Consider the following 21,372-nt stretch of genomic DNA (forward strand, 5'->3'; position numbering starts at 1 on the left):
GTGACCGTCAATCTCGCTTCCTTCCTCTATCTGGTCTCCGGCATCCTCTTCATCCTGGCGCTGCGCGGCCTGTCGCACCCGACCACCAGCCGGCAGGGCAATCTCTACGGCATGATCGGCATGGGCATTGCTCTTTGCACCACGCTGGCGCTGGCGCTGCCCTCGGCGGGCCGCTTCGGCCTGATCGTGCTGGGGCTAGCCATCGGTGGCGGCGTCGGCGCCTATGTGGCGCGGCGCATCGCCATGACCTCGATGCCGCAGCTGGTCGCCGCCTTCCACTCGCTCGTCGGCTTCGCCGCCGTCATGGTGGCGGCAGCCGCCATCTACGCGCCGGAAAGCTTCGGCATCGGCACGGCGGGCGACATCCACGCCCAGGCGCTCATCGAAATGAGCCTCGGTGTGGCCATCGGCGCCATCACCTTCACCGGCTCGGTTATCGCCTTCCTGAAGCTCGACGGCCGCATGTCCGGCAAGCCGATCATGATCGGCGGCCGCCACATGATCAACATCGCGCTGGGTGTTGCCCTGGTGGTGCTGATCGTGCTGCTGGTCACCACCGAGTCCAAGCTGGTCTTCTGGCTGATCGTCGCCGCCTCGCTGGTGCTCGGCGTGCTCCTGATTATCCCGATCGGCGGCGCCGACATGCCGGTCGTGGTGTCGATGCTGAATTCCTATTCCGGCTGGGCGGCGGCAGCGCTTGGCTTCACGCTCGGCAACTTGGCGCTGATCATCACCGGCGCGCTGGTCGGTTCGTCCGGTGCGATCCTGTCCTACATCATGTGCAAGGGCATGAACCGCTCCTTCATCTCCGTCATCCTCGGCGGTTTCGGCGGCGAAACCGCTGCCGCTGCCGACGACGGCATCGAGCGCACCGTCAAGCAGGGATCGGCCGACGACGCCGCCTACCTGATGATGAACGCGCAGAAGGTCATCATCGTGCCGGGCTACGGCATGGCGGTCGCCCAGGCGCAGCACGCGCTGCGCGAGATGGCCGACAAGCTCAAGGCCAACGGCGTCGAGGTCAAATACGCCATCCACCCGGTCGCCGGGCGCATGCCCGGCCACATGAACGTGCTGCTCGCCGAGGCCAACGTGCCCTATGACGAGGTGTTCGAGCTCGAGGACATCAACTCCGAATTCGCGCAGGCCGACGTCGCCTATGTCATCGGCGCCAACGACGTCACCAACCCGTCCGCGCGCGACGACAAGTCCTCGCCGATCTACGGCATGCCGATCCTCGACGTCGACAAGGCCCGCACCTGCCTCTTCGTCAAGCGCTCGCTCGGCTCCGGCTATGCCGGCATCGACAACACGCTGTTCTACAAGGACGGCACCATGATGTTGCTCGGCGACGCCAAGAAGATGACCGAGGAAATCGTCAAGGCCATGGATCACTGATGCTAGGTGGCTTTTGACTGAGTTCGCAACGACGAATAAGGCTGCCGCACCGAAGAAGGTCGCACTGGTGACGGGCGCTAGCCGAGGCATTGGCCGGGCTATCGCATTGGAACTCGCAAAGGGCGGCTTTTCTCTTTGCTTGGCTGCTCGCGACAGTCAGTCACTCGCCGAAACACAGCAGGCTGCGACAGCACTTTCTGGCGCGCCAGCAGCTGTCACTATTGCAGATCTGAAAAAGCCTGACGCCCCGGATCGATGCGTAGCGTTTGCATTAGGTCAGTTCGGTCAGCTCGATCTTTTGGTCAACTGCGCCGGCGACACCAGGCGAGGGGAGTTTCTGGATTTTACTTATGAGGATTGGTTGGATGGGTTCTCGTTAAAATTTTATGCGAGCGTGCTTCTGTGCCGGGCGGCGTGGCCGCATCTGGCTTCACGCGGCGGCTCTATTATCAACATAGTAGGCTCGAGCTCTCGCACGCCAAGCGCGGATTTCACAATTGGCGGCGCGGTCAATTCGGCACTGCTGAACCTGACAAAGGCCTTGGCTGATAAGGGAAGTCGCGACGGCGTTCGAGTGAATGCGGTAAACCCGGGCTATATCAAATCGGGTAGGCTATTCGCCCGCATCGAGTCTTTGATGAGGGAGCGACAGTTAAGCGAAAGCGCCATCGAGAACGAGCTACTTGCTGGCCACCAGATCGTGCGCTTCGGGTCCCCAGAGGATGTGGCTCGGCTTGTTGCCTTTCTTGCATCCGATCAGTCAGCCTACATCCAAGGCGCCACGATTGACATCGACGGCGGCGCTGCCCGGGGAATTTAGTACTGTCGGTCCCCTCCGGCTCTAACGACTGAGCGGCCCAAATGGGCCGCTCAGATGGTCACTGGTTTGAGATGCCCCTAGGTGTTCAGCGACACAACCACTTTGCCAAATTGTTCGTTTGATTCGAGATATCGATAGGCTTCGACGATATCTGCAAAATCAAAGGTCTTGGCGATCACAGGCTTCAGGGATCCGTCCGTGAGTCCCTCGGCAATGAAAGTCTTGGCGGCTTCGAGGCGGCGAGGATCCTGAACGATCTCATGTACAAGGTAACCGCGAAGCGTCAGACATTTACCCAGCACCGTGAAAAGCGGGAAAGGGGTAGGCTCGGGGCTTAGTCCGCCATATTCGAGCAGGATGCCGCCGCGAGCCATGGCAGCAGTCAGTGGATTGAAGATTGGGCCACCGACTGCGTCGAGAACGACCCGCACGCCAGTCGAGCCGGAAATGGCCTTCAGCCGGGCTTCCAAATCCTCCTCATTTGCCGCGATCACATGGGTTGCGCCGAAATCGATCAACGCCTGCTTCTTGGCGGACGATCGGGTAATGGCAATTGGCGTGGCGCCAACCTTTTTGGCGATCTGAATGGCCGCCAGTCCGACACTGCTTGACGCCGCGGTAATAGCGACGAAGTCCCCGGCGCGCAGCTGGGCGATCTCGATCAAAGCGCCGTACGCCGTGAGAAACTGCATCCATAAAGCAGCAGCAGCTTCGAAGGTGAGGCTCGCAGGGTGCTTGACAATGTGCGCGGCTGGGAATGTGGCGAGTTCGCCATGGGCCGGGTATTCGATCATCGAGATCGGTGGAATGGTACTGACAACGTCACCAGCCGCGAACCCGCTTACGCCGGATCCGAGTGCGTCAACGATGCCGGCGGCCTCGAGGCCAAGACGCGAGGGCAACTCAGGGGTCTCGATATAGGTGCCAGCGCGCATCAGCGCTTCAGCCCGATTGAGGCCGATGGCCTTCACGCGAATACGGACTTGCCCCGGGCCGGGAGGCGCCACATCGATATTTTCTATGCGCAGAACCTCAGGGCCACCAAACTCATGAAAACGGACGACTTTTGTCATTATAACTCCTAACGATTTGCATCGAATTGGCTTTACCATGCACAAATCGGGAAGATATATTGGCTCGCAGGAAGATAAGACTAAACCAACGGTTTGGAATATGGATCGTCTTGCCAGCATGACTGCCTTCGTCAAAGCCGTGGATCTAGGCTCATTCGAAGCGGCGGCCTCTGCCCTTCAAATGTCTGGCCCAATGGTTGGGAAGCATGTGCGTTTCTTGGAGGAGCGGCTCGGGGTTCGGCTGCTCAACCGCACCACGCGCAGGCAGAGCCTCACCGATATCGGCAAGATTTATTATGAGCGCTGCCGCATCATTCTTACCGAGGCTGAAGCTGCCGACGCACTAGCAGCCGATCAACTCTCGGAGCCAAGGGGCAAACTGAGAGTAACAATGCCGGTCCATTTTGGCCGGCAATGCGCAGCCCCCGTAATGCTAAACTTGGCCAAGCGCTATCCTGGATTGGAGTTGGAGCTCTCTTTCACCGATCGGCTTGTCGACCTCATGGAAGGCGGGTTCGACCTCGCGATTAGGACGGGAGAATTGACCGATAGAGCCGGACTCATGGCCAAGCGACTCGCGCAGCAACGCATGATCGTTTGTGCTTCGCCAAGCTACATTGCCGAGCGTGGCATGCCCCAAGATCTGTCTGACATCGCGGGCCATGAGACAGTGGTTTATTGGCGCGCTGGGCCGGTTCCTCCTTGGCTGTTCCCGCGCGATAGCGAAGCGCCTTTTGAGATCGTTCCGCCGAGCCGATTTCGCTTCGACGATCTCAATGTGATTGCCGAAGCCGCTGCAGCAGGGGCTGGCCTTGCATGGCTGCCCTCATGGTTGGTGCGCGGTCATATTGCTAATGGCAGCTTGAGGGATGTGTTTCCGACAATGCCGAGCTTTCCTTACGACGCTTATGCCGTCTGGTTGCGGGCGCCGCTGATGCCAGTCAAGTTGAGGCTTGCCATAGATGAGCTGGCAGCATCCTTGCCGAAATTGATGTGAGAGCTCAGAAATGGCGGCCTGTGTGCAGCGTGGGAACGGGCCGGACTGTCGTCCGACCCGTTGCCAATATGAGCCATCAGGCGTTGAGATCGTCATTCGGCTGTCGGTTTGAAGGTAAGGTGGCCGTCCGCGTCCTTGATCCATAAACGATGAATTCTGCCAAGGCGTGGTCAGCGAACTAGGGGAAGCGCTTCGGGCTGCTCGGTGATTACCAGATCGGAGATGGGCTCGTAGAAAGCCTCGTTGACACCTGCGATTGCAGCGTAGGCGGTGTCTGATTTTTCGACCGAAAGGCCGAGAAGGGGTGTGTGCCTGTCGAGGCCGACAGATCGGAACCATCTGGTACCGGGTCGCTCGGCATCGATTTGGGAATGGGCATCCGTGGCATATGCTTCCGACGCGCCCTCGAAAGAAACCAGGCGCAACAACTCGCGTGGTCGCAGCTTGGGCGCCGTCACCGAATGCCCGTTACGGGCTTCAAACAGGTCGCGGCTCCAATCGACTATATAGGGGTGCCATTCGAAGAAGCCCCAGTCGCTTGTATATTCGTTGGTGGTGAAGGCGTCCGCGGACGCGATGGTCCAGAAGGCGAGGTAGTTTCGCCCCGATCCCGAAACTCGTCGAAATCGCTGCACGGTCAGGAAGTGTGGCTTTGCCAACATCTGCCTCAGCTTCGGGCCACTATACCAGTCGTTCCAGGCGGCCTCGCGTGAGGCATCGTTGAAGTTGCAGCGTACGACATAAGCGAGATTCATATTCATCCTCAGATAGGCCCGGCGATCTGGCCTGATCTTGCAACCAATGTGCCAGTCAGTCTGGGCGGCTTCGGGCGGGTCGTAAAACGTCCCTCGGATATGCTTCGCTGCCTTTCTGAAGGACACGGAAGTCACTGAATGCCTGTGCTGCGGACATGGACCGCAATTCCGTGGGCTGTCTCGCACTAACGGTCGACTTCACCGAGGACCTTGTAGAGATAAGATCGTGAAATGCCGAGTTCATCGGCGACACGTTTCTTGTTCCCGCCAAAGGCTTGCATTGCTTCCCGGATAAGCGCGGTTTCGGTACGCTCGATGGCATCCTTCAACCGCGGTAGACTGGCTCGGGGTTCCCGTTCAAGCGGCAGTTCCGAACGCGCGGCGCTCGCTTCCAGACCGCCATGTTGGATCAATGTCTCGGTGGTGATCAGACCGTCCTCGGCAAAGATGAAGGCCCGCTCGATGACGTGACGAAGCTGGCGGACATTGCCAGGCCAAGTCCGCTCCATCAGATAGGTGCCGGCGCTCTCGCTTATCTTCGGAACCGGTTTACGGTGAATACGCGAGAACTCGTCGAGGAAATGTGCAGTAAGCAGCTCGATGTCCTCAACACGCCTGCGAAGCGGCGGCACTTCGATAACGACAGGTGAGATCCGGTAGTAGAGATCGAGACGAAACTTCTCTTGCGAAACGAATGACTGCAAGTCCCGGTTGGTCGCCGAAACAAGGCGAAAGTCGACATGCCGCGGACGCTCGCCACCGACACGTTCAACGACCCGGTCCTGCAGGACGCGTAGCAACTTGGCCTGCACGTCGAGTGGCATGTCGCCGATCTCGTCAAGGAAGATGGTGCCGTCAGCAGCCTGTTCGAACTTACCCTTGCGACCCTTCCGGTCGGCACCGGTGAAAGCGCCGCCCTCATAACCAAAGAGTTCCGATTCAACCAGATTGGCCGGGAGCGCAGCAGCATTGACCATGACAAGCGGGTTGTCGCGGCGTGGGCTCAAGCGGTGCAGTGCATGCGCCACCAGTTCCTTGCCCGTCCCGCTCTCGCCGGAGACCAGTACCGGGACCTCCAAGGGCGCCACCTTGGTGATCTCTGTTTTAAGGCGCTGCATAGGCGCGCTTTCGCCGATCAGGTGCTCGAGGCCGAAACTGCGTCCGCGCAAGACTGCTGCTTCGCGGCGGTGGAACTCGACCTCACCCTCCAATTGACTGATGCGCTTGCTCAGCGCGGCGAGTTGCTCAGGGCCCTTGAACATGATGCGGCCGATCGCGCCGAGGGTCTTTCCATCGCGCAGGATCGGCTGTCGCGAGACCACGCGTTCAACGCCGTTCATGCGCTGGATCTCCCCGATTTCGGGGCGCCCCGACCGCACGACTGAATCCAATCTTGTGTTTTCGATGACGCGCGCGACGGGACGACCATTGGCTTCGCCATGTCGCAGGCCAAAAAAGGCCTCATGCACGGGCGAGATGTAGACAAGACGCGCCTCGCGATCGACCACTGTCATGGCCTCGAAAGGATCGGTCAGCAGCTTCTCGATAATGTCGTAGGCGAAGTCGACGGAGCCGATGAATTCAAGAACCGCGTTGCGGCTCGTGCTGATGAAGATGACGTCGCCATCGGCGTACGAAGAGATGAGCGCCGAATAGTCCTTGCCGCGCAACAGGAGCGGTTGCAGCCGGCGCGTTCTCGCTTCCGCTATCCATTCCCGGTCAGTTGCAAGGGCCCGCACCCGGGGATCGGCACCAGCGCCGCACGCAAAGACAACGCCCTTACCCGTCTGGGTAACCACAAGGCCCTCAATGCCCGACATCACACCCTCCTGAGCCCGAAGACGAGCAAGTGTCGTCAAAAAAGACACACCAGCGCGTTCCGCTGTACTGGATGAATACAATCAGACAGGGCTGATGTAAATCTTAGCCGGATTTCGGTTCAAAATTCTTCGCGTGAGGCATGGGACGCGATTGGCATGCGACTTGCTGATAACGGCTTAGCAGTGAGGAACCGCATGTCGCATGACCACATGATTGCAGGAGGCTTGCCGCTCGACCAGCTTCCCGTCGAGCAAGTAGGCAACAAGGGCTTTGACTTGCTGGAGGGGGTGCGTGTGATCGATTTGACTACGTCGATCGCTGGTCCTTATGCCGCGCAATTGCTCGCCGATTTCGGCGCCGACGTTATCAAGGTCGAGCGGCCTGGCGGCGACGACGCTCGGGCATGGGGGCCGCCCTTCCTTGACGGTGAGTCGCTTTGGTTCGAAAGCGTCAACCGAAACAAGCGCAGCCTGTGTCTGGACTATAGTCAGCCGGAAGGCGTGGCGATCTTGCGCGACCTGGCCGAGAGAGCTGATGTTATCCTGATCAACACCTCTGTACGGGTCGCCGCAAAGCTTGGCCTTGACCAGGAAACCGTGCGTTCGTGGAACCCCCGGCTGGTCTATGTCTCAATCACCGGTTTCGGAATGACTGGGCTCCGATCTGATTTGCCCTGCTACGACCTGATTGCAGAGGGGTATTCAGGGATCATGGACGTCACCGGCGCGGCTGACGGAGATCCGCAGAAGGTCGGCGCGCCTGCGGCCGACATGTTGGCTGGCCAGGATGCCGCCCTCGCGGCAATCGCCGCGTTGATGAGGCGCGCCCGAACAAACGTGGGCGCAACAGTCGACATCGCATTGGTCGATTCGATGTCGCGCTTTGTCGCCTGTCGGATCGTGCCGTTCCTGGGTTCCGGCGAACTCCCCCGGCGGTCCGGCGGTAAGGACAGCGTGATTGCAATCTATCAAGCGTTTGAGACCGCCGATGCTCCGATCACGCTTGGGCTTGGTAATAACAATATCTGGCAACGGTTCTGGGAGGCGCTCGGCAAACACGAAATCGCTGGCGACGGGCGCTTCGCCAGCAACGCGCTACGACGCGAGTGCAGGACAGAAATTGTAGCGTTGATCCAAGAGGTTCTTCTGGGCAAGCCTCGCGCCCATTGGCTGTCCCTGTTTGCCAAGGCGCGGATACCGGCCGGACCTATAAACCGTGTCGATGACCTCGTCAGCGACCACCACCTGCTCGAGCGCGGCCTGTTCTATGCCTTGCAAAGCGGCGATCGCAAAGTTCCGCAGGTTGGCATCGGCATTCAGGTCGATGGGGCGGTCAGCAGGCCGCGGCTTGGGCCACCGCTTCTCGGCGAGCATAGCGCCGAGATACTCGAAAATCTTTTGAGGTACGATCAGGAGCGCCTTACGGATTTGCGCCGCCTGAAGGTGGTCTAGTCATACAAGAACAACGTCGCTCAGGCGGCAAGCTGGCAAGCAAGGGAACCAGGATTCAATGAGCTACGATACAATCATTTATGAAGAAGACGGTCCGATTGGGACGCTTACGCTCAATCGTCCTGACGATGGCAACATGTTCAACCTGACAATGTGCCACGAAATTCGGGATTGCCTGAACGAGGTCCGCCGTGAAACGCGCACGCGCGTGATTGTGCTGACCGGCGCGGGCGACCAGTTCTTCTGCGTCGGTGGCCGCAAGGATGGTATGGAGGATAGCCTGCTTTATGCCGGCACGCTCCCCACTCTGGAGATGTACGAGACGATCGACCGGCTGCAGAAACCTGTCATTGCCTCAGTCAACGGTTTCGCGGTCGGTGGCGGCAACGTTCTGCAGATGGTTTGCGATTGTACGATCGCCAAGGAGAGTGCCGTCTTCCGCCAGGTCGGTCCGATGGTCGGATCCTTCGATGCCGGCTATGGCACCTGGTACCTGGAAGATCTGGTCGGCAAGAAGAAGGCGAAGGAAATCTGGTACCGCAACCCGAAGATTCCGGCCCATGAAGCGCTTGAGCTCGGTTTGATCAACAAGGTGGTGCCCGACGCCGACCTCAAGGAGGAGACGCGCAAGTTTGCGCTGGAGATCGCCGAGCGTGGCTCTTTTGCGCTTGCCTCGATCAAGGCGGCCTTCAACGCTCGCCATGGCGGCGTGTCAGGCCTGTCCCGCATGGCTCACGACCTGTTGTTGCGGGCCTATCTCGAGACGGATGAGAGTCATGAACTTGCCAGCGCCTTCACCGAGCGGCGCAAGCCCGATCCCTCCAAATTCGGGGCCTGATGCGATGCGCCCATATCTGACGCTGCACCATCCTACGGTGGCGCGCGATTATTACGATGCAGGGCTTTGGCAGCCGGACACGTTCTATTCGCTGCTCCAGCGCAACGCTCGAAGGCGACCCGACGATGCGGCCCTGCAAGACGGCCGTTCCGTGCTGTCGTGGGCAGAGCTATTGGGGCGTGTCGATGGGGTCGCTGCGGATCTGAGGATCTACGGCCTTGTACCCGGTGATCGCGTCTCGATCTGGATGTCCAACAAGATTGAGGCCGTCATACTATTCCTGGCCTGCGCGCGCGAGGGCTTTGCCTGCAATCCTTCGCTTCATCGTACCTATACCTGCGCGGAAGTCGCAGGACTTCTCAATCGGCTCTCCGCGCGCGCCTTGTTAACGGAAGAAGGGTGGGGCGCGGACCGAGCGACGGCAAAGTTCGATCAGTTACTCGCCGGTGTGCGATCGCTGAAGATCGTATACACGCCGAAAAGCCTGCCGGTTGCCGCCCCGAATTTGTCGGAACCGTCCCGCGATCCAGACAAGGTCGTCTACCTTGCATTTACATCCGGCACCACAGGGGCACCCAAATGCGTCATGCATTCCGACAACACGCTGTTGGCGAATGCGCGCGAACTCGTGCGCGACTGGGGCCAAGGGTCAGAGACGGTTGTCATGGTATTGGCTCCGCTCTCGCATCACATTGCCTGGGTGGCAGTATCCCAGTGGCTTTTGACCGGCGGGCGTTTTGTCACCGATGACCCGCCAGAGGGTATGAGCCGCCTTGACTGGATTCTGAAGACCGGCGCCACCTATGTGCTTGGGGTGCCTACGCACGCGATGGACATCCTGGCAGAGCAGCAGCAACGGGGTCTGCCACGGCTTGGAAGTGTGGCGACGTTCTATATGGCTGGATCTCCAATCCCGCCTTCCGTGGCGAGCGCTTTCCTGGCGCAGGGGGTCAAGGCACAAAACGTCTACGGCATGACCGAGAATTCATCTCATCAATACACGCATCCGGACGATGATGAGCTAACGATCGTCAACACCTGCGGACGAGGGGGTAACGCTTATCGGGTGCAGATCTTCGATGCAGCCGATCAGGATGTAGCTCTGCCTGCCGGCCAGATCGGTCAGATCGGCGGCAAAGGGGCTTCGCTCATGCTTGGCTATTTCGATAACCAGACGGCGACTGAAGGTAGCTTCAACCGTGACGGCTGGTTTATGTCGGGAGACCTCGGCATCCTCGATGAGAAGGGCAATCTGCGCATAGAGGGCCGCATCAAGGACGTCATCATTCGTGGCGGCCATAACATCTACCCGGCGCATATAGAGGCCATTGCACTGCGCCATGCTCAGGTCGATCGGGTTGCGTGTTTCCCCGTTGCCGACGTCCGGCTCGGCGAAAAGGTCTGCATCGCCGTGATCGGTACGGTCGATGCGGGTGAGCTACTCGAACACCTGGCCCGCGAAGGTCTGTCTAGGTTCGACATGCCGGAATACTTCATCAGGCTGAGCGAGTTGCCTCTGACCCCAAGCGGCAAGGTGCTCAAACGCGAACTGGTCGAACAGGTCAAGCGCGGCGAGATCGCCCCGATAGCTATTCGCTACCAGGCGAGGACGCCAGCATGAGTGTCACCCTTGATCGGAAGGACGATTGCGCCATCGTGACGCTAGATCGCCCGGGGAAGCTGAACGCGCTGTCATTCTCGCTGATCGCAGAGTTGGACGCCGTGTTGGACCAAGCCGCAAGCATGCCTGTGCGCGCCCTGGTCGTTACAGGTGCCGGTGAAAAGGCGTTCTGCGCAGGAGCCGACATTGAAGAGTTACGCGGGCGTAGCCAGACCGAACAGCAGCGCGGCGCAGAGCTTGGTCAGGCGGTGTTCGAGAGACTTTCACATTTTCCTGTGCCCTCGATCGCCGCAATTAAGGGTTATGCATTCGGCGGCGGGCTGGAGCTCGCCATGGCATGCACCTTCCGCATCGCCGCGCGGACGGCGCGTCTGTCGTTGCCCGAGATCAAGCTTGGCCTGATCCCGGGCTATGGGGGGACCCAGCGCTTGCCGAGGCTGGTTGGTGAGGCGCGCGCCATGGAACTCATTTTGACGGGGCGCATGGTCGATGCCGTGGAAGCCTTTCAGATCGGCCTCGTCAACCGTGTGGCTGATGGGGAGCCAGTCGCAGCGGCTATCGAATTCGCAGGGGCATTCATGCGGCATGGCCTGGTAGCGCTGCGGTTGGCGCGATCCGCAGTCGCAAGGGCGCTCGACAATCCGATCCAGGTGGGGCTCAAGATCGAGGCCGATCTGTCAACCCTCGCCTATCAGACTCGTGATTCCGAGGAGGGCATGGCTGCCTTCCTGGAGAAGCGCAAGCCGGAGTTTCGAGATGCCTGAGCAGCAGATTATCGTCACGGGCGCGAGCAAGGGCATTGGCGCCGCCATCGCTACAGACCTCGATCGGCGTGGCTTCATTGTGGCCGGTCTTTCACGCTCCGGCGAAGTGCCTGCCGGTTATGGGCTCGCATGCGACGTCTCCGATCAGCATTCGATTGCGGCCGCAGTGAACGCGGTGGCGGCCAGAGGATACATCACTGGCGTTGTGAACTGCGCCGGAGCGCACGCATCAACCCCGAGCGCGGACTTGCCGGTCGAAGACTTTGAAAGCACCATGCGCCTCAATGCGACCTCGGTGCTCGCCGTCTGCCAGCAAGCCTACCGCCATCTGGTCCGTGCCGAGACGTCGCTAGTCGTCAATATCGGCTCCTTTTACGACAAGCTCGCCGTGGCAGAGAACGTCGCTTACTGCGCCTCGAAAGCGGCGGTCGGCGCGATCACCCGTTGCCTCGCGGCGGAATGGGCCAAGGACGGGGTGCGGGTCATCAATATTGCCCCTGGATATATCGAGACCGATCTCAACCGCGAGTTCCTTGCCAAGGACAAGATCCGGGCCTGGATCGGCAAGCGCGTACCGGTCGGACGGACCGGCAAGCCGGATGAAGTGGCCAGGCTGGTCGGCGCGCTATTTACCGAAAACATCGGCTTTTTGAGCGGCGAGACGATCTATCTGGACGGTATGCAAGGGATCAATCTGTAATGAAGTTTCTGGATCAACTTGAGCGCCGGCGCGGCTGGTCGTCAGACGAGCGCATGGTTCTCGACCAGGTGCGGCGGCTTTGCCAGGAATTGATTGGCCCAAGCGCCGAACACCATGACCGGACGGGCGAGTTTCCGGCCGAAAACCTCGCTGCGCTGAACGCCCTTGGCCTGAACGCGATCTTCGTTCCGGAAGCCTATGGCGGCTCGCCGATGTCATACCGACTCTACCTCGAAGTCGTGAAGACTATTGCGGAGGCTTGCGCGTCGACTGGCATTATCTACGCAACGAACTTCCACGGCATGAAACCTCTGGTGGACTTCGGCAGCGAAGAACAGAAAGCGAGGCTGCTGCCACGCATCGCGGAAGGTGGTATCGGCGCGCTGGCGATCACCGAAAACAGTGCCGGTTCGGATGCCACGGGCATGAAGACGCGCTTCCGGCCTGACGGTGACGAGATCGTCGTCGATGGCAACAAGCTTTTCATCACCAATGGCGATGTCGCCGACCTCATTCTGCTGTTCGGCAAATGGAGTGAGATCGACGATGCCCGTGCAGCCATCTCGGTTCTGGTGTTTGAGAAGGGAACGCCAGGCTTTGAGGTCGTGCGGCTCGAAGACAAGATGGGGCATCGCGGTTCGTCGACGGCTGCGATCGCATTTCACGAATGCCGGGTTCCACACGCAAATCTCATAGGCAACCCCGGGGATGGGCTTCGCATCCTGCTTGCTTCACTTAACAAGTCGCGTCCCAGCATCGCGGCGCACGCGCTAGGCATTGCCCGTGCAGCGTTCTCCGATGCGGTCGCATACTCGAACCAGCGACGCCAATTCGGCCACGCCTTGCTCGAATTTCAGGGCAACCAATTCACCTTCGCCGACCTATCAACGGAACTCGCAATGACAGAGCTGTGGCTCGATTATGTCGGCCGGCTGATCGATGACGGAGAGGTCGACTTTGGGCTCGAGGCCTCCATGGCGAAAATGCGAGCCTCCGACCTTGCCATGCGTCTCAGCACCGAAGCGGTCCAAATGCACGGCGGCTACGGCTATTGCAAGGATTACCGCGTGGAGCGCCTGATGCGCGACGCCAAGATCACGCAGATCTGGGAGGGCACCAATCAACTGCATCGTCAATTGATCGGCAGGAGTCTCATCGCCAAATGAGCAACATAAAGACAGTAGGGGTGTGTGGCGCGGGCGGCACCATGGGGGCTGGCATCGCGATCGTGGCAGCGCGGGCGGGCTTCCGCACCATTTGCTTCGACAGGTCGGCCGAGGCACTCGACCGGTCAAGGCAGAGCACGGCCACATTCTTCGGCAAGTCCGTGGAACGAGGCAAGATGACGACTGCGGAGCGGACTGCCATACTCGACAACATGCGCTCGACCACCGCGCTTGATGTTCTGGGTGAATGCGACCTGGTCATAGAGGCGGTATTCGAGGACCTGGAGACTAAGCGCCAGCTGCTTGGAGCGCTCGACAGCGCATGCGGGCCGCAAACAATTTTCGCATCAAACACCTCGACCTTGTCCATCACCGAGATTGCTGCTGGTTCCAAGCATCCGGAACGGGTGGTCGGTATGCATTTTTGCCTACCGGCACAGTTGATGAAGCTCATCGAGATGTCGCCGGGCCTGCTGACTTCGACCGAGACCTTCGCTGCTGCCTGGGATTGGACGGAGGCCTGCGGCCAGATCCCGGTCAGAACCCAAGACAAGCCGGGCTTCATCCTCAACGCACTCCTGGTGCCATTCAACAACGACGCCATCCGGGCCGTGGAAGCCGGCGTTGCATCGCCGGCAGACATCGACAAGGCGATCAAAGCGGGCCTCGGTTACAAGATGGGGCCGCTGGAGTTGCTCGACTTGATCGGCCTCGACACGCAGATAAGGCTGTCGGAAGCCTTCTATCCCATAACGCTCGACGCACGAGCAGCGGCGCCGCCACTTCTGCGGCGGATGGTTGCCGCAGGCCTGCTCGGGCGGAAGTCGGGAAGAGGGTTCTTCAGCTATGCCGGCGATAAGATGTTCGGAGCTTGAGATGCGCTACACACTGGTAAAGAAAGGCACCAGTCCATCGTTCCCCGACGACGACCCCTTCCTGGCGGCGGCGGTTGCCGACCCGGACGCAGAGGCGGTGATCTACCTATCGGGGACCAAGCTGCAAAGCGATAGCTCGAAGTCCGCTATCCTTGTAGAGCTCGGCCTTGAAAGCCTAGGCTTCCATACAGGCGAAGCGGCGGGAGAAGAGGGCTCCAACATCCTCGGTTTCGCGCGCTATCGGAATGGGGCGGACGCGCCTTCCTCCCTCATCGAACTCGTCACGCAGCCCAAGACTTCCCCCCAAGCCGTGACTGCTGCGCGCGCCTTGCTGGAATCGGCCGAGTTCGCCGTGATCATTTGCAGCGACCAGGCAGGGCGCATCATCGATCGATTGGTCCGGCCAAAATACAACGCGGCGCTGCGGCTGCTCGATGAAGGCCTTGCCAGCCAGAAGGATATCGATCTGACCTGTCGCCTTGGCCTCGGCTATCCCGATGGACCGATTGAACGCACGGTGCGCGGCGGTCTTGCCTATCATCACGACGTCTGCAGGGCCTTATTTGAAACCTATGGCACCCCGGCTTTCGCGCCAGCGCGCCGTGCCGTTGTCGCTGCCCAGCGCAGGGAGGCAGGCGATTGAGACCACTACAGGGACTGCGCGTACTCGACTTCTCGACGCTGCTGCCTGGTCCGCTTGCTTCGCTGTTGTTGGCCGAGGCCGGCGCCGACGTCGTCAAGATCGAGCGCCCGGGGACAGGCGAAGATATGCGTGGCTACGAGCCGCGATGGGGGCGGGACAGCGTCAATTTCGCCATGCTGAACCGAGGCAAGAAAAGTCTTGCCCTGGATTTGAAGCGGGACAGAGACCGCGCCGTGTTAGCGCCGTTGTTGGAGAGCGCCGACATTGTCCTGGAGCAGTTCCGGCCCGGTGTCATGCAGCGGTTGGGATTGGATTACGCGACAGTCGCGAAGACCAATCCGAGGGTTATCTATTGCTCGATAACCGGTTACGGACAAAGCGGCCCCAAGCGCGACGTGGCTGGGCATGATCTGAACTATATTGGCGACACAGGCCTGCTTTCGCTCTCGATGGGAACACCACAGATGCCGGTCCTTCCGCCGGCGCTGGTTGCTGACATCGCGGGTGGCGCCTACCCTGCGGTGATCAATATTCTGCTGGCTCTAGAGGAGCGTCGCGCGACGGGCAAAGGCCGCCATCTCGATATCGCGATGACCGACAATCTGTTCACTTTCATGTACTGGGCGATGGGCAGTGGCCTGGTCACGCAGAAATGGCCCGGCAACGGCACCGATCTGGTAACGGGCGGCACCCCCCGCTATCGCCTCTATCCCACGCAAGATGGCCGGTTCGTTGCCGCGGCGCCGATCGAACAGAAATTCTGGGATCATTTTTGTGATCTGATCGATTTGCAGCAGCGCTATCGCGACGACACGATCGATCCGTCCGAGACTGTCCGCCAGGTCACGACGATCATCTCATCGCGTCCCTCGCAGCACTGGCGAGAGAGTTTCGCTGGTCGCGACTGTTGTTGCTCGATTGTCGCGACTCTCAAGGAAGCACTAGCCGATCCTCACTTTGCCGCCCGCGGGGTTTTCAGCCATCTCGTGACGAACGAAGCCGGCCAGACACTGAAGGCCCTGCCTGTGCCAATCAACGCCGGATTCCGTGGCGATGCAGGTGAGCCTCTGGCAGCCCCAATCCTCGGCGGGTTCGGGGCGGAACCAAACGGATCGGGGCGATGAGGCGGTTTTGCGAACCGGACTTACCTGCGCAAAATCAACAACAGGACAACGCAAAATGAGCGCTCTGTCGCAAGATTCACTTGTCGCCGTGGTCGGTACCGGCGCGATGGGTTCCGGTATAGCTCAGGTGGCAGCGACGGCTGGACATCCGGTCATCATCTACGATGCAATCGAGGGCGCAGCGGCACGCGGCCTCAAGCGCATAGAAGACAGCCTTGCCGGTCTCGTGTCAAAGGGGCGGCTTGGCGACGACGAGCGCCGAAATGTTCTTGGCCGCATCACGCCGGCTGAGGGTTTGGACGGACTGGCCGGCGCCAAATTGTGCGTTGAAGCAATCAACGAGGACCTCGCGGCAAAGCGATCGCTTTTTGCCGCGGTTGAGGACAAGCTGGAGACAAGCTCCATCCTCGTCACTAATACGTCGTCCCTGTCGATCCCCGCCATTGCGGCCGGCCTCGCAAGCCCCCAACGCTTTGCAGGCATGCATTTCTTCAATCCTGCGCCGGTGATGAAACTCGTGGAGGTCGTCAAGGGGCCGGCAACATTGCCCGAGGTCGCCACCACCATTTTCGACACCGCCCAGGCATGGGGTAAAGCGGCGGTCCTTTGCCGATCGACCCCCGGCTTCATCGTCAACCGCATCGCCCGACCTTTCTATGGCGAGGCCCTGCGCATCCTCGAGGAGGGTGTGGCAGACGTCTCGACGATTGACACTTTGATGGTGGAGAGCGGTGGCTTCCGCATGGGGCCTTTCGCGCTGATGGATCTCATCGGACAGGATGTCAACTATGCCGTCACCTGTTCTGTTTTCGAGGCTTACTACGGGGATCCGCGCTATCGGCCTTCCCTGCTGCAAAAGGAACTGGTCGAAGCCGGTTGGCTCGGTCGCAAGACCGGGCGCGGCTTTTACAATTATTCCGACGGTGTTCGGTCTGGTAGCGATCGGCCCGGCGCCGATTCCACCGTGGTGGCTACGGCCGGCCGCCGGTTCGCGGAGCGCATCGAAGGTGTACGCTTCCAGCGCACGGATGGGCGTATGGCAGCCGAGGTCGCGCGAACCCTTGGCGAGCCGGTCATCCTGCACGACCTCGCCCTTGATGCCGGCAGCAGCGGGAGGATCGGTATCTCCGCCTCGCCGGATCTACCGGCCGCGCTGCTGCAACGCGTGATCAAGGCACTCCAGGAAGACGGGCTAGCGGTCTCCTGCCTGAGTGATCACCCCGGACTTGTCGTGATGCGGGTTGTCGCGATGCTGGTGAACGAGGCCTATGAGGCAGCCATGCACAAGGTCGCAACGCCTGATGCCATCGATATGGCCATGCGCCTTGGTGTCAACTATCCGGTCGGCCCGATCGCCTGGGGACAGCGCATTGGCCTGAACGCGGTGCTTCAGGTCCTCGAAGCTGTTCTTGAGCGCACAGGCGACACTCGATACCGGCCGTCACTTGGCCTCAGGCGAGCATGCCTGGCCGACGAGCTTTTGTCGGCGTGACGACTGACATTTTTCCTAAAGCGGTGAGGTGGGGCAGATGACGCGAATGAACGGCAAGGTTATTTTCATCACCGGCGCCGGCGGTGGGCAGGGAGCAGCCGAAGCCGAGCTGTTTGCTCGGGAAGGGGCATCGCTGGTTCTGAGCGATGTCGATTCGAGCAGGGTCGCTGCTATTGCAGCCAAGGTAGAGAAGGCTGGATCGCGGGCGATATGGTGCAAACAGGACGTGACCATCGAGGCTGATTGGGTCTCTGCGGTCGAGAAAGCACGGCAAACATTTGGCGCCCTTCATGTCCTGGTCAACAACGCCGGCACCATCAGCCGGCAAGGAATTGCAAACACCGAGCTCGCCAATTGGAACAGGACGATCGATGTTAATCTGACAGGCGCGATGCTGGGCATGAAGCATTGCGCGCCTGCCATGCGCGACTCTGGCGGAGGCGCTATCATCAACGTGTCCTCGACGGCCGGACTTGGCGCTCACTATGACGCCGCCTATACGGCGAGCAAATGGGGCCTCCGCGGTCTCACTAAGTCGGCGTCGGTGGAGTTCGTCGAATGGAACATTCGAGTCAACTCCATTCATCCTGGCCAGATTGTCGATACAAGCTTCTACCGCGAAGGGTCACCGGGTCACGCTGAATCTGGCCGGCTAAGCGTGCCGATGCAGCGCCAGGGCACGCCGTTGGAATGCGCCCAACTTGTGCTCTTCCTCGCTAGCGATGAGGCCAGTTACATCACCGGAGCCGAAATCGCCATTGACGGCGGTTATTCTGCAGCTGGCGGTCTCTGGTTGCGCAACCGCCTGCGCGATGCGTTAGCTGCCAGTTCGTCGCAGCACTAGATGGCGATCTATGGTGTCGCGGGCCGAGTGCATTTTTCGGCCGCGCTGCGGACGGGATCATTCCGCCGGGAGCATTCGTTCTGGCCTTGCGAAGGAAGTCGGGAGCGCGCGTTAACTGGAGAAGACGATGGTCACTCGCCCTCGTGTTGAGTGCGAGTCATGCTTTTGTGAACACGGTCCTGCTGTATGCGCAAGGCGAGCCGTACTGGGCCGCATCACCCCGCCCAAGGGGCGTAATTAAATTCGCTCCAGCGCGATGGCAATACCCTGGCCGACGCCGATGCACATGGTGGCCAAAGCAAGCTTGCCGCCGCGCTCGCGAAGCTCCAGCGCTGCCGTGCCGGTGATGCGCGCGCCGGACATGCCGAGCGGATGGCCGAGCGCGATCGCCCCGCCATTTGGATTGACGTGCGCAGCATCTTCGGCGATGCCGAGCTGGCGCAACACGGCGATGCCTTGAGAGGCAAAGGCTTCGTTCAATTCGATGACGTCGAATTGCTCAGGCGTCAGGCCGAGGCGTGTGCAAAGTTTCTTCGTGGCGGGCGCCGGACCGATTCCCATGATGCGCGGCGCGACGCCGGCGACCGCACCGGCGAGGATGCGGGCGATCGGCGTCAGACCATACTTTTTTGCCGCTGCTTCCGAAGCCACGATTAGGGCGGCCGCACCGTCATTGACGCCGGAGGCGTTGCCGGCGGTCACCGAGCCGCCCTGACGAAACGGCGTCGGCAATTTGGCCAGCGCCTCGATGGTCGTGCCGGCGCGCGGATGCTCGTCCTTCGCCACGACGACAGGGTCACCTTTCTTCTGCGGGATGGTCACCGGTGTGATCTCCCTAGACAGCCGGCCGTTGGCTTGCGCGGCGATGGCCTTGTCCTGGCTGCGCACGGCGAAAGCATCCTGGTCGGCTCTGCTGACGGAAAAATCCTCGGCGACGTTCTCGCCCGTCTCCGGCATGGAATCGACGCCATACTGTTTTCTCATCAGCGGGTTGACGAAGCGCCAGCCGATGGTGGTGTCGTGGATCTCGGCGTTGCGCGAGAAGGCGGTGTCGGCCTTGGGCATCACAAAGGGCGCACGGCTCATCGACTCGACACCGCCGGCGATCATCAGCTCGGCCTCGCCGGCCCTGATGGCGCGCGCAGCGATGGTGACTGCGTCCATACCGGAGCCGCACAGCCTATTCACGGTCGAGCCCGGGATGTCCTGGGGAAGGCCCGCGAGCAGCAGCGCCATGCGCGCCACGTTGCGGTTGTCCTCGCCGGCCTGGTTGGCGCAGCCATAGACCACGTCGTCGATCGCCGCCCAGTCGACGCCCGGGTTGCGCTCGACCAAGGCTTTCAGCGGTACGGCAGCGAGATCGTCGGCGCGCACCAAGGACAGCGCGCCGCCGAAACGACCGATCGGTGTGCGAATGTAATCGCAGATGAAGGCGTCGGTCATTTATGCGGCTTTCCCTTTGGCGGTTCTCGTCGGCGCCGGCGTATCGTCAGGCGCTTCGGCAAATTCTACGATTGAATATCGCAAGGGTTTTGCACCTGCTGACGCGTAACGTCCGGATGTAGCGAGACCAGACAATTCCTTGGTGACCTGCGTTTGCACGTCATTCTGATCCAATATTGAGGACGATCTTGCCCTGCGCCTTGCCGTCGCGCAGCAGCCTTAGTCCTTCGGCGAATTCCTCCAGCGCGAACTCTCGACTGATGATGGGATCAATCTTGCCTGCCATAAATAGCGAGGAAATCTGCTCCTGAGCCTCTTTCACCCGCTCTGGGGTCCGTTCGCGATAGTCGGACCATTGCAAGCCGGTGACGGCGATGTTCTTCACCAGCAGATAGTTGGCTTTGATCGTCGGAATCGTGCCGCTGGCGAAGCCAATAATGACCAAGCGCCCGCACCAGGCCAGCGACCGCAAAGCTGCGGCATTCGAGTCTCCGCCCACCGGATCAATGACGATGTCGACTCCATTTCCGCCCGTCAGCTCTTTGACCTGATCGCGCAATGCGTCCTGTAGATTGGATGCGCAGAGGTTGATAACCGCGTCAGCCCCGGCTTGTCGCGCAATCGCATCGTTGCCTGGCCCGATGATACCAGCGATGACAGTCGATGCCCCCAGTGCCTTGGCCAGCTGGATGCTGGCAACGCCGATGCCGCCAGATCCCCCAAGAACCAGCACGCTTTCGCCTGCCTTGAATGAAGCCCGGTCCTGCAAGGCAAACCAGGCGGTTTGGTAGACCAGGCCGAGAGAAGCGGCCTTGGCGAAGGGCATGCCTTCGGGCAGCACGAAGCAACTTTCCTCGCGGACCCGCAATTTCTGAGCATAGGCGCCATATTCGGTCTGTGCCGCGACCCTTTGACCGACGCTCAGCGATGCCACGCCCGCCCCGATGGAAGAGACGACACCAGCGGCGCATTTCCCGGGAGAGAATGGCAGGGGTGGCTTGATCTGGTATCTGCCCTCAATGGCCAGAATGTCGGGATAATTCGCTTCCGCAGCTTGCACCTCAATGACGACCTCGCCCGGGCCTGCAACGGGATCGGGGACGTCTGCGACGCGGACCTGCTCGAACGGCGCAAATTCAGTTACCCAAACTGCTTTCATGGTAACGTCTCCTGCTGGCAAGGGTTGTCGACGGCCTTAGCGTAGTCGGCGGAACATGGCGTGGCGGCGGACCGAGAGGTGAGGGCGGATCGTCTCCGCCCAACTCGATTTGACCGAGGCCTCGAGCCAGGCTGGCGATTTGGGGACGTCCGGCGAATCGACTTCATAGATGGCGAGATATTCTGGTGCCTTCTCGCCATCGGTCCACTCCAGGCGATAGCGGCTCACCGCTCTAACGCCGGGCAGTTTCAGGAGCTGGGGCAGATAGCGATTGTCGTAGAAATCATTGAACCGCCGATCAAACTCTTCAGGCACGGACAGCTGCGCCAGATACACGTAGTCGCTCATTCCACCACTCCTTTCTTCAAGACCCTGTCTGGCAAGTTGG

The 21,372-nt window shown here is 60.5% G+C and carries 20 protein-coding genes; 14 read left to right on the plus strand and 6 right to left on the minus strand.

All coding sequences use genetic code 11. From position 1 onward, the window contains the following. Together QAZ47_RS13905 and QAZ47_RS13910 are read left to right on the plus strand one after the other, a co-directional pair. Positions 1-1,398, plus strand: coding sequence for an NAD(P)(+) transhydrogenase (Re/Si-specific) subunit beta (locus QAZ47_RS13905; protein ID WP_278207320.1), 1,398 nt, complete (start codon positions 1-3; stop codon positions 1,396-1,398). Positions 1,399-1,465: 67 nt separating this feature from the next. Then, positions 1,466-2,218, plus strand: coding sequence for an SDR family oxidoreductase (locus tag QAZ47_RS13910; RefSeq protein ID WP_278233810.1), 753 nt, complete (start codon positions 1,466-1,468; stop codon positions 2,216-2,218). Between the two features lie 77 nt (positions 2,219-2,295). On the opposite strand, the gene QAZ47_RS13915 is transcribed toward QAZ47_RS13910, so the two are convergent. After that, complete coding sequence (locus QAZ47_RS13915) at positions 2,296-3,291, minus strand: zinc-dependent alcohol dehydrogenase family protein (protein ID WP_278207322.1); 996 nt, start codon at positions 3,289-3,291, stop codon at positions 2,296-2,298. Positions 3,292-3,391: 100 nt separating this feature from the next. Here QAZ47_RS13915 and QAZ47_RS13920 point away from each other — a divergent pair, with 100 nt between their 5' ends. Beyond that, positions 3,392-4,288, plus strand: coding sequence for a LysR family transcriptional regulator (locus QAZ47_RS13920; RefSeq protein ID WP_278207323.1), 897 nt, complete (start codon positions 3,392-3,394; stop codon positions 4,286-4,288). 170 nt (positions 4,289-4,458) lie between these two features. On the opposite strand, the gene QAZ47_RS13925 is transcribed toward QAZ47_RS13920, so the two are convergent. Continuing rightward, positions 4,459-5,043: a hypothetical protein gene (locus QAZ47_RS13925; protein WP_278207324.1), complete on the minus strand. Its 585-nt coding sequence runs from the start codon at positions 5,041-5,043 to the stop codon at positions 4,459-4,461. Positions 5,044-5,228: 185 nt separating this feature from the next. Next, positions 5,229-6,863, minus strand: a complete 1,635-nt coding sequence (locus QAZ47_RS13930; protein WP_278207325.1) for a sigma 54-interacting transcriptional regulator — start codon at positions 6,861-6,863, stop codon at positions 5,229-5,231. Between the two features lie 195 nt (positions 6,864-7,058). On the opposite strand from QAZ47_RS13930, the gene QAZ47_RS13935 reads away from it, so the two are divergent. The 11 genes from QAZ47_RS13935 to QAZ47_RS13985 all read left to right on the plus strand — a co-directional run bounded on the left by QAZ47_RS13935 (position 7,059) and on the right by QAZ47_RS13985 (position 18,382). Next, positions 7,059-8,315, plus strand: coding sequence for a CoA transferase (locus tag QAZ47_RS13935; RefSeq protein ID WP_278207326.1), 1,257 nt, complete (start codon positions 7,059-7,061; stop codon positions 8,313-8,315). 136 nt (positions 8,316-8,451) lie between these two features. Further along, positions 8,452-9,153: an enoyl-CoA hydratase-related protein gene (locus QAZ47_RS13940; RefSeq protein ID WP_278207327.1), complete on the plus strand. Its 702-nt coding sequence runs from the start codon at positions 8,452-8,454 to the stop codon at positions 9,151-9,153. 4 nt (positions 9,154-9,157) lie between these two features. Further along, positions 9,158-10,774: a class I adenylate-forming enzyme family protein gene (locus QAZ47_RS13945; RefSeq protein WP_278207328.1), complete on the plus strand. Its 1,617-nt coding sequence runs from the start codon at positions 9,158-9,160 to the stop codon at positions 10,772-10,774. Then, the gene (locus QAZ47_RS13950) at positions 10,771-11,538 is read left to right on the plus strand and encodes an enoyl-CoA hydratase-related protein (RefSeq protein ID WP_278207329.1); all 768 of its coding nucleotides are present in this window, start codon (positions 10,771-10,773) and stop codon (positions 11,536-11,538) included. The genes QAZ47_RS13945 and QAZ47_RS13950 overlap by 4 nt, the downstream gene beginning before the upstream one ends. Continuing rightward, complete coding sequence (locus QAZ47_RS13955; RefSeq protein ID WP_278207330.1) at positions 11,531-12,238, plus strand: SDR family oxidoreductase; 708 nt, start codon at positions 11,531-11,533, stop codon at positions 12,236-12,238. The genes QAZ47_RS13950 and QAZ47_RS13955 overlap by 8 nt, the downstream gene beginning before the upstream one ends. Continuing rightward, positions 12,238-13,404: an acyl-CoA dehydrogenase family protein gene (locus QAZ47_RS13960; RefSeq protein ID WP_278207331.1), complete on the plus strand. Its 1,167-nt coding sequence runs from the start codon at positions 12,238-12,240 to the stop codon at positions 13,402-13,404. Before QAZ47_RS13955 ends, QAZ47_RS13960 begins: the two co-directional genes overlap by 1 nt. Then, entirely contained in the window at positions 13,401-14,279 is an 879-nt protein-coding gene (locus tag QAZ47_RS13965) for a 3-hydroxyacyl-CoA dehydrogenase family protein (protein ID WP_278207332.1), read from the plus strand. Before QAZ47_RS13960 ends, QAZ47_RS13965 begins: the two co-directional genes overlap by 4 nt. A gap of 1 nt (position 14,280) precedes the next feature. Next, entirely contained in the window at positions 14,281-14,922 is a 642-nt protein-coding gene (locus tag QAZ47_RS13970; protein ID WP_278207333.1) for a 3-hydroxyacyl-CoA dehydrogenase family protein, read from the plus strand. Then, positions 14,919-16,046 (plus strand): CaiB/BaiF CoA-transferase family protein, encoded by a 1,128-nt coding sequence (locus tag QAZ47_RS13975; protein WP_278207334.1) that lies wholly within the window; start codon positions 14,919-14,921, stop codon positions 16,044-16,046. Before QAZ47_RS13970 ends, QAZ47_RS13975 begins: the two co-directional genes overlap by 4 nt. Positions 16,047-16,101: 55 nt before the next feature. Continuing rightward, positions 16,102-17,538, plus strand: coding sequence for a 3-hydroxyacyl-CoA dehydrogenase NAD-binding domain-containing protein (locus QAZ47_RS13980; RefSeq protein WP_278207335.1), 1,437 nt, complete (start codon positions 16,102-16,104; stop codon positions 17,536-17,538). Positions 17,539-17,584: 46 nt separating this feature from the next. Then, the gene (locus tag QAZ47_RS13985) at positions 17,585-18,382 is read left to right on the plus strand and encodes an SDR family oxidoreductase (protein ID WP_278207336.1); all 798 of its coding nucleotides are present in this window, start codon (positions 17,585-17,587) and stop codon (positions 18,380-18,382) included. 237 nt (positions 18,383-18,619) lie between these two features. Here QAZ47_RS13985 and pcaF read toward each other — a convergent pair whose 3' ends face one another. The 3 genes from pcaF to QAZ47_RS14000 form a co-directional block, all read right to left on the minus strand. Continuing rightward, positions 18,620-19,825, minus strand: coding sequence for a 3-oxoadipyl-CoA thiolase (gene pcaF / locus QAZ47_RS13990; protein WP_278233622.1), 1,206 nt, complete (start codon positions 19,823-19,825; stop codon positions 18,620-18,622). Between the two features lie 160 nt (positions 19,826-19,985). Continuing rightward, positions 19,986-20,984, minus strand: coding sequence for an NADPH:quinone oxidoreductase family protein (locus QAZ47_RS13995; protein ID WP_278207339.1), 999 nt, complete (start codon positions 20,982-20,984; stop codon positions 19,986-19,988). Positions 20,985-21,020: 36 nt separating this feature from the next. Then, entirely contained in the window at positions 21,021-21,332 is a 312-nt protein-coding gene (locus tag QAZ47_RS14000) for a DUF4286 family protein (protein ID WP_278207340.1), read from the minus strand. Between the last annotated feature and the right edge of the window lie 40 nt (positions 21,333-21,372).

The sequence above is a fragment of the Mesorhizobium sp. WSM4904 genome (assembly GCF_029674545.1).
Lineage (GTDB): Bacteria > Pseudomonadota > Alphaproteobacteria > Rhizobiales > Rhizobiaceae > Mesorhizobium.

Coding starts and splice junctions, on each gene's coding strand:
- QAZ47_RS13925 (WP_278207324.1), bottom strand. CDS start 5,043: ATGAATCTCGCTTATGTCGTACGCTGCAACTTCAACGATGCCTCACGC.
- QAZ47_RS13945 (WP_278207328.1), top strand. CDS start 9,158: ATGCGCCCATATCTGACGCTGCACCATCCTACGGTGGCGCGCGATTAT.
- pcaF (WP_278233622.1), bottom strand. CDS start 19,825: ATGACCGACGCCTTCATCTGCGATTACATTCGCACACCGATCGGTCGT.
- QAZ47_RS13985 (WP_278207336.1), top strand. CDS start 17,585: ATGAACGGCAAGGTTATTTTCATCACCGGCGCCGGCGGTGGGCAGGGA.
- QAZ47_RS13970 (WP_278207333.1), top strand. CDS start 14,281: ATGCGCTACACACTGGTAAAGAAAGGCACCAGTCCATCGTTCCCCGAC.
- QAZ47_RS14000 (WP_278207340.1), bottom strand. CDS start 21,332: ATGAGCGACTACGTGTATCTGGCGCAGCTGTCCGTGCCTGAAGAGTTT.
- QAZ47_RS13960 (WP_278207331.1), top strand. CDS start 12,238: ATGAAGTTTCTGGATCAACTTGAGCGCCGGCGCGGCTGGTCGTCAGAC.
- QAZ47_RS13965 (WP_278207332.1), top strand. CDS start 13,401: ATGAGCAACATAAAGACAGTAGGGGTGTGTGGCGCGGGCGGCACCATG.
- QAZ47_RS13920 (WP_278207323.1), top strand. CDS start 3,392: ATGGATCGTCTTGCCAGCATGACTGCCTTCGTCAAAGCCGTGGATCTA.
- QAZ47_RS13935 (WP_278207326.1), top strand. CDS start 7,059: ATGTCGCATGACCACATGATTGCAGGAGGCTTGCCGCTCGACCAGCTT.
- QAZ47_RS13955 (WP_278207330.1), top strand. CDS start 11,531: ATGCCTGAGCAGCAGATTATCGTCACGGGCGCGAGCAAGGGCATTGGC.
- QAZ47_RS13915 (WP_278207322.1), bottom strand. CDS start 3,291: ATGACAAAAGTCGTCCGTTTTCATGAGTTTGGTGGCCCTGAGGTTCTG.
- QAZ47_RS13940 (WP_278207327.1), top strand. CDS start 8,452: ATGTTCAACCTGACAATGTGCCACGAAATTCGGGATTGCCTGAACGAG.
- QAZ47_RS13950 (WP_278207329.1), top strand. CDS start 10,771: ATGAGTGTCACCCTTGATCGGAAGGACGATTGCGCCATCGTGACGCTA.
- QAZ47_RS13980 (WP_278207335.1), top strand. CDS start 16,102: ATGAGCGCTCTGTCGCAAGATTCACTTGTCGCCGTGGTCGGTACCGGC.
- QAZ47_RS13930 (WP_278207325.1), bottom strand. CDS start 6,863: ATGTCGGGCATTGAGGGCCTTGTGGTTACCCAGACGGGTAAGGGCGTT.
- QAZ47_RS13995 (WP_278207339.1), bottom strand. CDS start 20,984: ATGAAAGCAGTTTGGGTAACTGAATTTGCGCCGTTCGAGCAGGTCCGC.